Origin of the sequence: Mesorhizobium norvegicum (assembly GCF_004919685.1) — a bacterium.
Classification (GTDB): domain Bacteria; phylum Pseudomonadota; class Alphaproteobacteria; order Rhizobiales; family Rhizobiaceae; genus Mesorhizobium; species Mesorhizobium norvegicum.
In genome coordinates this window covers 1-9,678 of sequence record NZ_SMYZ01000122.1, presented here as the reverse complement: position 1 = coordinate 9,678, position 9,678 = coordinate 1, and the positions used below count along the sequence as shown (strand labels likewise).

Genomic DNA, 9,678 nt, shown 5'->3' with positions numbered 1-9,678 from the left:
CAGCGTTGCAGGGAGAGCGCCGAGGTCGCGGCCAGCCCCTTCTCCCCGTCACTATACGGGGAGAAGTGCCCGGCAGGGCGATGAGGGGCGGCGCCAACTTCGGCATTAGTGGTCTCCGCCACAAAATTGGCCCTGTCTTGACGCGCCACGTTTCCTGCTCCAGCTTGACCCCATGTTCGCTCTTGCGCCCGCCATCACCAAGCGACGCCGCTCCTGCACAGTGCGGAGCGGCAAGCTGATTGCGCGACGACAAAGACCGGCACGATAGGCACGGTTCGTTCGTTTCCAGCCCCGCCCGCGAAATCGCCGGCGGGGTTTTTCATGTCTGGAGCATTGTCATGAGCATCGTTTCTTCCATCCGGCTTCGGCCGGCCGCGCCGGCGGATGCCGCCGCGATCAGGGATATCGTTCGCGCCGCCTATGCCAAATGGGTGCCGGTGATCGGCCGCGAACCGCTGCCAATGCGCGCCGACTACGACAAGGCCGTTGCCGAGCATCCGTTCGATCTCGCCGTCGAGGGAGATCAGATCGTCGGGATGATCGAAACCATCCTGGCTGACGATCACCTCTGGATCGAGAATGTCTGCGTCGCGCCTCAGGCGCAGGGCAGGGGGATCGGCCGGCTGTTGCTGGAGCAGGCCGAGCGCAAGGCAGTCGAAGCGGGCCGTCTTGAGCTTCGCCTGCTGACCAACGGCGCCTTCGAAGCGAATGTGTCGCTGTACAAGAGGCAGGGCTATAGCGTGGATCGGGAAGAGCCGTTCATGAATGGTGTGACGGTCTATATGAGCAAACGATTGGCCGGCTGACGCAAACAGACAGATTGCCGCTGGCCCTCTGGCTCAACGACTGGCGGGCTGGCTTAACCACTTCGGGGGTTGCGTTTGACAGCGGCGTTTGTGCATCGTTATCTCCAGCCACATATGACGACCGCAGCGGTCATGCGGTGCATCCCAAGGAGAAAACCATGTCACACAATCTGCAGTTCTATATCGATGGCGCGTGGGTCGATCCTGTTGTGCCCAACACTTTCGACGTCATAGATCCGTCGAATGAGGATGCCTTCGCGCAGATCTCGCTCGGTTCCAAGGCCGATGTCGACAAGGCTGTGGCCGCCGCCAAGCGCGCCTTCAACAGCTTTGGTTTCACCGAGGTCGGCGAGCGGCTCGAACTCTTGAACCGCATCATCGCTGTCTACAAGAAGCGCAGCGGTGATCTGGCGGTTGCCGTGTCGCGCGAGATGGGCGCGCCGCGCCAGATGGCGTTGGACAGCCAGGTCGGCATCGGTCTTGCGCATCTGCAGAAGATGGCCGACGTGCTGAAGAGCTTCGAATTCCGCCACGTCAAGGGCAACCATCTCGTGGTCAAGGAGCCGATCGGCGTCGTTGGCCTGATCACGCCATGGAACTGGCCACTCAACCAGATCACCTGCAAGGTCGGCCCGGCGCTTGCCGCCGGCTGCACCATGGTGCTGAAGCCGTCCGAGATCGCACCGCTCGACGCCATCATCTTCGCCGAGATTTTGGACGAGGCCGGCGTGCCAAAGGGCGTGTTCAACCTCGTCAACGGCGATGGTCCCGGCGTCGGCCAGGCGCTGTCAAGCCACCCCGACATCGACATGATGTCGTTCACCGGGTCGACCCGCGCCGGCATCCTGGTGGCCAAGGCCGCCGCCGACACGGTCAAGCGTGTGCATCAGGAGCTTGGCGGCAAGTCGGCCAACATCCTGTTCGGGGATGTCGACCTCGCAAGCGCCGTCAGCAAGGGCGTCGCCGGCTGCTTCAGCAACAGCGGCCAGTCTTGCAACGCGCCGACGCGCATGTTCGTGCCGCGCGACCGCCATGACGAGGCGGCCGGCTATGCGAAGGCCGCAGCAGAAAAGTTCACCGTCGGCCCTGCTGACGCTGCCGGCACCAAGCTTGGCCCGGTCGTCAGCCAGGTCCAGTTCGACAAGATCCAGGACCTGATCCAGGCCGGCATCGACGAAGGTGCGACGCTGGTCGCGGGCGGCCCCGGCCGGCCGGCGGAACTCAACCGCGGCTACTACGTCAGGCCGACGGTGTTCGCCGACGTCACCCACGACATGCGCATCGCGCGCGAGGAGATTTTCGGGCCGGTGCTGGCGATCATGCCCTATGACAGCGTCGACGAGGTGATCAACACCGCCAACGACACCGTCTATGGCCTTGCCTCCTACATCCAGGCCAAGGACATGAAGAAGGCGCGCGAAGTCGCGGCGCGCATGCGCACCGGCAATGTCTACATCAACTACCCCCAGTGGGACGCCGGCCTGCCGTTCGGCGGCTACAAGCAGTCGGGCAACGGCCGCGAATATGCCGAATACGGGCTCGAGGATTTTTTGGAGATCAAGGGCATCGCGGGATATGAGGCGGCCGAGTAGGCACGACGCGCCGTCCGTTCGACACGGCACTCAACCTGTTGGAGCCGGACCATTGGGAGGTCGGCGCCGCCCCTCATTGCCCTGCCGGGCATTTCTCCCCGTATAGTGACGGGGAGAAAGAGCTGCCGGCAACGCCGGCGCGCTTTTTGCAACGCTGACGATTTGGCGAAAATGGTGACGGCAGCGCCCCTCTCCCCGTCACTATACGGGGAGAGGATGCCGGCAGGCAGGTGAGGGGCGGCACTAGGCTCGGCGATTGGCAGTCTCCCTTACAAGTTCGGAATTTTCATCGATCTGATGCCATTGCCCTGCGACCCCATCCTTGCCAATTGGCAAATACATGCTATATATCTGCCAATAGCAAGGCACAAAATGCAGCTTCAGTCCATTGTCACCACGCCGGCCACGGTTGGCAGCGTCATCAGTGATGACGAGGCTGGCGCGCTGGCGCGCACCACGGTCAATCTGTTCAAGGCCTGGAACCTCACCGACGTCGAGGCCTGCATCCTGCTCGGCGGCATATCGGCCCGGACCTGGGCTCGTTGGAAGATTGGGGCACGCTGGAAGGAAGGCGGCATCGGCAGGATCGACCGCGACCTGCGCACCCGCATGGCGCACCTGATGGGCATCCACAAGGGCCTGCGCTATCTGTTCACGGAGCCGGCACGCGGCTACGCCTGGATCCGCAAGCCCAATGCCACCTTCGGCGGCCAATCGGCCCTCGACCTGATGCTGCGCGGCGAAATCTCCGATCTCTCGGCGATGCGGGAATGGCTCGATGCGGAGCGTGGTGCATGGTGAGTGGGCTTGCGGTCCGTCGCCGCGTCGACTGGCACCAGACCTTCCGCATCATCCGCTCCATCCATCCGCCCATCGACCTCTTTGAGGACATTGCCGACCCGCGCGACTGGGAGGCGCTGGCCGCCGTCGAGGAAAAATCCAACCCGCGCATCCGGTTCGAGATTGGCGACCTCGGCAAGGTGTCGGCCGCCCGGCGGATTTCCGGCCCCGGCGCGAGCTTCGTGATGGCGCCCTTCGTGCATTGCTCGACGCTCAGGCCAGGCCGCTTCTCGGATGGCAGTTACGGGATCTACTATGCCGGCGACAGCGAAGAGGTGGCGCTGGCCGAGACCATCCACCACCATCAGAAATTCATGGGCGCCACCAACGAGGGGCCGGGCTGGACGGCGGATTTCCGCGTGCTGATCGGCAGCGTCGACCGCGACCTCGATGACGTGAATGCCGTGCCCGGCGTGCTCGACCCGGACGACTACACCGCCTCGCAGGCGGAAGGGCGGGCGCTGCGCGCGGAAGGCAGCGACGGGCTGGTGTGGAACAGCGTGCGCATGCCGGGCGGCGGTTGCATCGGCATCTTCTGGCCTGATGTCATCACCGTTCCGGTGCAGGGCCGGCACTACAGCTACCACTGGGACGGCGCCCGCGTGGACTTCGTGCGCCAGCACGATACGGGAAAGGTGCTTGCCGTCACCTGATGGCGGGCGGACACGCTTTACAGATCGTGGGGAAGCCGATATCCATAAATCCAAGGATTCGGATATATGGATAAGAAAGACACTTTGAATGCACTGGCCGCACTTGGCCAGGAGACGCGGCTGGATGTCTTCCGGCTGCTCATGCGTGCCGGTTCGGAAGGCATTCCGGCGGGCGAAATCGCGACAAGGCTGGACACGGTTCAGAACACCATGTCGGCGCATCTGAAGGTGCTCGCCCATGCCGGGCTGATCCGCCCCGAACGCGACGGCCGGACCGTGCGCTACGTCGCCGACATGACCGGCTTGCGCGACCTGCTGGCCTATCTGATGGAAGATTGCTGCAATGGCGCGCCGGAGCTCTGCCGTCCTGTGATCCAGGCTGTGACCTGTAAATGCTAGAAGGGAGGCACACGCCATGAGCGAGCCATATAACGTTCTTTTTCTCTGCACCGGCAATTCGGCACGGTCGATCATCGCCGAAGCGATTTTGAACCGCGTTGGGGCCGGCAAGTTCAGGGCATTTTCCGCTGGATCGCAGCCGAAGGGTGAGGTCCATCCCTTCGCGCTCCAGCTTCTGAAGAACCTGAACTACGACACGTCCTTCGCGCGTTCGAAGGCCTGGGAGGAATTCGCGGTTCCCGGCGCGCCGGAGATGAATTTCGTTTTCACGGTCTGCGACAACGCAGCCAACGAATCCTGTCCGGTCTGGCCGGGACAGCCGATGACGGCGCACTGGGGTATCCCTGACCCGGCCGCGGCGGAAGGCACCGACGCCGAAAAGCATCTGGCCTTTGCCGAAGCCTACCGCATGCTCAACAACCGCATCTCGATCTTCGTCAGCTTGCCCATGAACATGGTCGACAAGCTGGCATTGCAGAAGCGCCTCGACGAGATCGGCCGCAACCTGCCGAAGGCCGGCTGAAGCTCGTGGCGAACGACCTGCCACGCCGCATCGTCGCAGAAGCGCTGGGAACCGCACTGCTGGTCGCGACCGTGGTCGGCTCCGGCATCATGGCCGCCCGGCTGACCCACGACGTTGCCGTTTCGCTGCTGGGCAACACCTTGCCGACGGGGGCAATCCTCGTGGTGCTGATCACCATTCTTGGCCCGATTTCCGGGGCGCATTTCAATCCGGCCGTCACGCTGGTGTTCGCGCTTCGCCGCGAGATCGAGGCGAACGCCGCGCTCGCCTATGTCGTCGCCCAAATCGTGGGCGGCATCGCCGGGACGTTTCTGGCGCACGCCATGTTCGAGCTGCCGATCTTGCAGGTTTCCGCGACGGTGCGGACCGGAGCCGGGCAATGGCTCGCGGAAGCAGTCGCCGCCTTCGGGCTTGTCTTCACCATCCTGGCAGGACTGCGCTTCCGCTCCGACGCGATTCCCTGGCTGGTTGGGCTCTACATAACGGCCGCCTATTGGTTCACGGCCTCGACCTCCTTTGCCAATCCGGCCGTCGCGATCGCCCGGGCATTCTCAGACACATTCGCGGGCATCCGTCCGGTCGACCTGCCGGGCTTCATTGCCGCCGAATTGCTGGGGGCTCTGTTGGCCATGGCGCTGGCGGGCTGGCTGCTTGCCGAAGCGAAACCGATCAAACAGATGAAGGCCGCGCAATGACCATCACCATCTACCACAACCCCGATTGCGGCACCTCGCGCAACACGCTGGCCATTATCCGGCAGTCGGGCGAGGAGCCGGAAGTGATCGAATATCTGAAGACGCCGCCGTCGCGCGAAAGGCTGGTCGAACTGATCGCGGCGATGGGCATGACGCCGCGCGACCTGCTGCGCGAGAAGGACACGCCCTATGCCGAACTCGGCCTTGCCGACCCGAAATGGTCCGACGAGGAGATCCTCGATTTCATGCTGGCGCATCCGATCCTGATCAACCGGCCGATCGTGGCCAGCCCGCTCGGCGTCGTCCTGGCGCGGCCGTCGGAAAAGGTGCTGGACATCCTGCCCAACCCGGAGATCGGCGCGTTCACCAAGGAGGATGGCGAGGTGGTCACTTACGCCCCAGGCAAGCGCGCCGTCTGACACTATTTCCATATTTTTCGAAATTGAGTTGACGGCTCGAAAAGTGTTGCGTAGCTTATTTCCATGAAACTCGAAAAAGCAGCTTCCCAACTCGAAGCGCTCGGCAATCCGACGCGGCTTCAGCTCTACCGCATCCTGGTGCGCGCCGGTGATGACGGGCTTGCCGTGGGCAGTGTCCAGGGCAAGCTCGACATTCCGTCCTCGACGCTGTCGCATCATCTCAAGCGGCTGGTCGACACCGGTCTGGTGACGCAGGAGCGGCAAGCGACGACGCTGATCTGCCGCGCCAACTATCCCGGCATGAATGCGCTGATCGGCTATCTCGCCGACGAGTGCTGCGCCGACGCCGCCTGCGCGCCTGCCGTCGGCAAAGCGCTGGCCTGATTTTTTTGGATTTGTAATTCGAAGATACCGGAAGGATCGAACCTATGAACATGATGGCAAATCTTCCCGTCGCGGTGATCGGCGCCGGCCCGGTCGGCCTTGCCGCCGCGGCGCATCTGGTCGAGCGCGGCATCCGTCCGCTGATCCTGGAGCGCGGCGAAAGCGTGGGGGCGGCACTGCTCGAATGGGGCCATGTACGGGTGTTCTCACCGTGGGAGTACAACATCGACGCGGCGGCGCGGGCGCTGCTCGACCGCTCCGGCTGGATGGCGCCCGACATGCGAGGCCTGCCGACCGGCGGCGAGATCGTGCGCGATTATCTGGCGCCGCTTGGCCGGCTTCCCGCGATCGCGGCCAATTTGAAGCTCGGCGCCGAGGTCACCGCGATCACCCGTCAGGGGCATGACAAGGTCGCCAATGACGGCCGCAAGGACGCGCCCTTCGTCATCCACTATCGCGATGCCGGCGGCGAGCACCGCGTTCTCGCGCGCGCTGTCATCGACGCGTCCGGAACATGGTGGCGGCCAAACCCGATCGGCGTCGACGGGCTGGCGGTTCCCGGCGAAGGCGCGGCGTCGGCGCGCATCGCCTATGGCATTCCCGACGTGGTCGGCAAGGCGAGAGAAGACTATGCGGGCAAGCGCGTCCTGGTCATCGGCGGCGGGCACTCGGCCATCAACGTCGCCCTGGCGCTGATGGAACTGCAAGACGCGGCGCCTGGCACCGAGATCTTCTGGGCGCTGCGCCATGCCACCGTCGACAGGCTGCTTGGCGGCGGGCTGAACGATCAGTTGCCGGAACGCGGCGCGCTTGGGCTGGCCGCCAGGCAGGCGATGGCGGATGGCAGGCTGAACATGCTGGCGCCTTTCGCCGTCAACAGCATCGCGACGCAAGGCGAGGGGCTCGTCGTCGACGCCCACCTGGCCGGCAAGCCGTTCAGCCTGGCCGTTGATCGCATTGTCGTCACCACCGGCTTCCGGCCCGATCTGTCGTTCCTCGGCGAAATCCGCATCGCGCTCGATCCCGTCGTCGAAGCGCCGCCGGCGCTGGCGCCGCTGATCGATCCGAATTTTCACTCATGCGGCACGGTTCCCGCGCATGGCATCGCGGAGCTCGCCCATCCCGAACCCGGCTTCACCATCGTCGGCTCGAAATCCTACGGCCGCGCGCCGACCTTCCTGATGGCGACCGGCTACGAGCAGGTCCGCTCGGTGGTCGCCGACATTGCCGGAGACCATGCCGCGGCCCGCGAGGTGCGGCTGGTGTTGCCTGAGACCGGCGTATGCAGCGCCGATGTCGTGACGGTATCGGAAAGCGCTGGCTGCTGCGGCGGGCCTGTGCCGGCCACTATCGATGCCTGCTGTGTCGAGGATGCGGACGCCAAGGCAAGGGGCGCCTCGGGCTGCGGCTGCGCAACCGCGCCGGCCAGCACTGAGGCGCGAGAGAATATGGCAGCCAGCGTCGATGCCTGACCGGTTCGTCCTGCGCAAAGCGATCTGGGCGCTGGGGCTGACCCAGATCATCGGCTACGGCACGCTCTATTACAGCTTCTCGATCCTGGCGCCGGCAATGGCCAAGGAGTTCGGCCTCGCGGAAGGCTGGGTGTTCGGCGCCCTGTCCGCCTCGCTGTTTGCCGGCAGCCTGTTCGCGCCGACGGCCGGGCGGTGGGCCGACCGCTTCGGCGCCGGGCGCATCATGACCGTCGGCTCGGTGGCGGCAGCCGTGGCGCTGGCGCTGTGCGCCGTCGCACCCGACCGCGTGACCTTCGTCCTGGCATTGCTGGCAATGGAGCTGGCCTCCAGCTTCGTCCTCTACGGCGCCGCCTTCGTGGCGATCGTGCAGATCGGGGTTCCCCGGCCGCAACGCAGCATCACCCACCTGACGCTCATCGCCGGGTTTGCCTCGACCCTGTTCTGGCCACTGACCTCGGCGCTGCATGCGCATCTGACATGGCGCGAGGTCTATCTCCTGTTCGCCGCACTCAATCTCGCGCTCTGCCTGCCGATCCACGCCTGGCTGATGCGCCTGTCGCGCCGCCACGCCACGGCCACGAGCCAAGAGCGCGGGCCGGCCCCTGAAGCAAGCGCGCCGCTCGATCCGCGGCGCGGCCGGGCCGCATTCCTGCTCATGCTGGCGGGGTTCGCCACCGAGGGCTTCGTGCTGTCGGCGATCCTCATCCACATGGTGCCGCTGACGGCGGCCCTTGGGCTCGGCACGGCCGGCCTCTTCGTTTCGACCCTGTTCGGACCGGCCCAGGTCGCCAGCCGGCTGATCAACATGCTGTTTGGCGGCCGGCTTCAGCAGACGCACCTCGCCGTCATTGCAGCTTTGCTGCTCACAGCCGGGCTCTGCGCGCTGCTGCTGACCACGCCATGGCTGCCCGGCGCCTTTGTCTTCGTGTTTCTGTTCGGCCTCGGTTCCGGCCTCACCAGCATCGTCGGCGGCACCTTGCCGCTCGAACTCTTCGGTCGCGAAGGCTATGGCGCGCGGCTCGGATGGGCGAGCGCTGCCCGCCAGTTCACCTCGGCCTTCGCGCCGTTCGCGCTTGCCTTCATGATGGCGCGGACATCGGTCGCCAATTCGCTGTGGGTGCTGGTGGTCGTTGCCGCGAGCGGCGTGATCGCCTTCCTCGCCATCGCGCTGCTGAGGCGGCGCGAGAGCCGGGTTGCGTTTGCGATTGGCGGCAATCCGGAAGAGGCGACCTGAATCATGACATGCGCAATGGCCCTGCGACTTGGCATTTTACCCTTCTAGGGCCAGAATTATGGACATATACCAATTTTTGGTATATGTTGACATCTTCACCCTAGGATGAATCTCATGTCTCGAAACACCTCTGTTTCCCTTGGCGATCATTTCGCCGGTTTCATCGATACGCAGGTTCAGACAGGCCGCTACGGTTCGGCAAGTGATGTCGTACGTGCCGGCCTACGGTTGCTCGAAGAGCATGAGGCCAAGGTTCGCGCCTTGCAAAACGCCCTCATCGCCGGTGAGGAATCTGGCGCACCCGTTGCCTTCGACAGCACTGCATTCCTAGGCAAGATGCGAGCCAAGCATGCCAGATGAGAGCCGCCAATGGCGCCGAAGGGGAAGCCATAGGTCGAATTTACGATCCCAAGGCAATCGCTGCGGATTTGAGTTCGCCCCTCCGTTAGGGCGTCGGCGCTGCCCCTCACCTGCCTGCCGGCATCCTCTCCCCGTATAGGGACGGGGAGAGGGGTGCTCTCATCGCCGCTTTCGCCAATCACCAGCGTCGCAAGAAGGGCGCCGAGGTTGCGGCCAGCTTCCTTCTCCCCGTCACTATACGGGGAGAAGTGCCCGGCAGGGCGATGAGGGGCGGCGCTGACTTTGACGATTGGTCGTCTCC

12 protein-coding genes are annotated in these 9,678 nt (G+C 64.6%); all 12 read left to right on the top strand.

The genetic code is table 11. The annotated features are described in order from the left end of the window. The first annotated feature begins 338 nt into the window (after window positions 1–338). The 12 genes from FCU66_RS37180 (at window position 339) to FCU66_RS37125 (ending at window position 9,377) form a co-directional block, all read left to right on the top strand. Window positions 339–806 carry a GNAT family N-acetyltransferase gene (locus FCU66_RS37180; protein ID WP_136622657.1) on the top strand — a complete coding sequence of 156 codons (468 nt, stop codon included), beginning with the start codon at window positions 339–341 and terminating at the stop codon, window positions 804–806. Window positions 807–964: 158 nt separating this feature from the next. Beyond that, complete coding sequence (locus tag FCU66_RS37175; RefSeq protein WP_136622656.1) at window positions 965–2,398, top strand: aldehyde dehydrogenase family protein; 1,434 nt, start codon at window positions 965–967, stop codon at window positions 2,396–2,398. Between the two features lie 372 nt (window positions 2,399–2,770). Continuing rightward, complete coding sequence (locus FCU66_RS37170; protein ID WP_136622655.1) at window positions 2,771–3,199, top strand: MbcA/ParS/Xre antitoxin family protein; 429 nt, start codon at window positions 2,771–2,773, stop codon at window positions 3,197–3,199. After that, complete coding sequence (locus FCU66_RS37165) at window positions 3,193–3,891, top strand: RES family NAD+ phosphorylase (protein ID WP_136622654.1); 699 nt, start codon at window positions 3,193–3,195, stop codon at window positions 3,889–3,891. Before FCU66_RS37170 ends, FCU66_RS37165 begins: the two co-directional genes overlap by 7 nt. Window positions 3,892–3,957: 66 nt before the next feature. Beyond that, window positions 3,958–4,290 carry an ArsR/SmtB family transcription factor gene (locus FCU66_RS37160; protein ID WP_136622653.1) on the top strand — a complete coding sequence of 111 codons (333 nt, stop codon included), beginning with the start codon at window positions 3,958–3,960 and terminating at the stop codon, window positions 4,288–4,290. 16 nt (window positions 4,291–4,306) lie between these two features. Beyond that, window positions 4,307–4,813 (top strand): arsenate reductase ArsC, encoded by a 507-nt coding sequence (locus FCU66_RS37155; RefSeq protein ID WP_136622652.1) that lies wholly within the window; start codon window positions 4,307–4,309, stop codon window positions 4,811–4,813. Window positions 4,814–4,818: 5 nt separating this feature from the next. Further along, a complete protein-coding gene (locus tag FCU66_RS37150) occupies window positions 4,819–5,508 on the top strand; it encodes an aquaporin (protein ID WP_136622651.1) in 690 nt (229 codons plus the stop codon). Next, window positions 5,505–5,927, top strand: coding sequence for an arsenate reductase (glutaredoxin) (gene arsC, locus FCU66_RS37145; RefSeq protein WP_136622650.1), 423 nt, complete (start codon window positions 5,505–5,507; stop codon window positions 5,925–5,927). The genes FCU66_RS37150 and arsC overlap by 4 nt, the downstream gene beginning before the upstream one ends. A 63-nt stretch (window positions 5,928–5,990) precedes the next feature. Then, entirely contained in the window at window positions 5,991–6,311 is a 321-nt protein-coding gene (locus FCU66_RS37140; RefSeq protein WP_136622649.1) for an ArsR/SmtB family transcription factor, read from the top strand. A 44-nt stretch (window positions 6,312–6,355) separates the two neighbouring features. Then, the gene (locus tag FCU66_RS37135) at window positions 6,356–7,783 is read left to right on the top strand and encodes an NAD(P)-binding domain-containing protein (RefSeq protein WP_136622648.1); all 1,428 of its coding nucleotides are present in this window, start codon (window positions 6,356–6,358) and stop codon (window positions 7,781–7,783) included. Next, a complete protein-coding gene (gene arsK / locus FCU66_RS37130) occupies window positions 7,776–9,017 on the top strand; it encodes an arsenite efflux MFS transporter ArsK (RefSeq protein WP_136622647.1) in 1,242 nt (413 codons plus the stop codon). The genes FCU66_RS37135 and arsK overlap by 8 nt, the downstream gene beginning before the upstream one ends. A gap of 114 nt (window positions 9,018–9,131) precedes the next feature. Then, window positions 9,132–9,377, top strand: coding sequence for a type II toxin-antitoxin system ParD family antitoxin (locus FCU66_RS37125; protein WP_136622646.1), 246 nt, complete (start codon window positions 9,132–9,134; stop codon window positions 9,375–9,377). Window positions 9,378–9,678 lie beyond the last annotated feature (301 nt).

Bases quoted from the DNA above. Each gene is read 5' to 3' on its own strand.
- FCU66_RS37180 (WP_136622657.1), top strand. From the start codon at position 339: ATGAGCATCGTTTCTTCCATCCGGCTTCGGCCGGCCGCGCCGGCGGAT.
- FCU66_RS37175 (WP_136622656.1), top strand. From the start codon at position 965: ATGTCACACAATCTGCAGTTCTATATCGATGGCGCGTGGGTCGATCCT.
- FCU66_RS37170 (WP_136622655.1), top strand. From the start codon at position 2,771: ATGCAGCTTCAGTCCATTGTCACCACGCCGGCCACGGTTGGCAGCGTC.
- FCU66_RS37165 (WP_136622654.1), top strand. From the start codon at position 3,193: ATGGTGAGTGGGCTTGCGGTCCGTCGCCGCGTCGACTGGCACCAGACC.
- FCU66_RS37160 (WP_136622653.1), top strand. From the start codon at position 3,958: ATGGATAAGAAAGACACTTTGAATGCACTGGCCGCACTTGGCCAGGAG.
- FCU66_RS37155 (WP_136622652.1), top strand. From the start codon at position 4,307: ATGAGCGAGCCATATAACGTTCTTTTTCTCTGCACCGGCAATTCGGCA.
- arsC (WP_136622650.1), top strand. From the start codon at position 5,505: ATGACCATCACCATCTACCACAACCCCGATTGCGGCACCTCGCGCAAC.
- FCU66_RS37140 (WP_136622649.1), top strand. From the start codon at position 5,991: ATGAAACTCGAAAAAGCAGCTTCCCAACTCGAAGCGCTCGGCAATCCG.
- FCU66_RS37135 (WP_136622648.1), top strand. From the start codon at position 6,356: ATGAACATGATGGCAAATCTTCCCGTCGCGGTGATCGGCGCCGGCCCG.
- arsK (WP_136622647.1), top strand. From the start codon at position 7,776: ATGCCTGACCGGTTCGTCCTGCGCAAAGCGATCTGGGCGCTGGGGCTG.
- FCU66_RS37125 (WP_136622646.1), top strand. From the start codon at position 9,132: ATGTCTCGAAACACCTCTGTTTCCCTTGGCGATCATTTCGCCGGTTTC.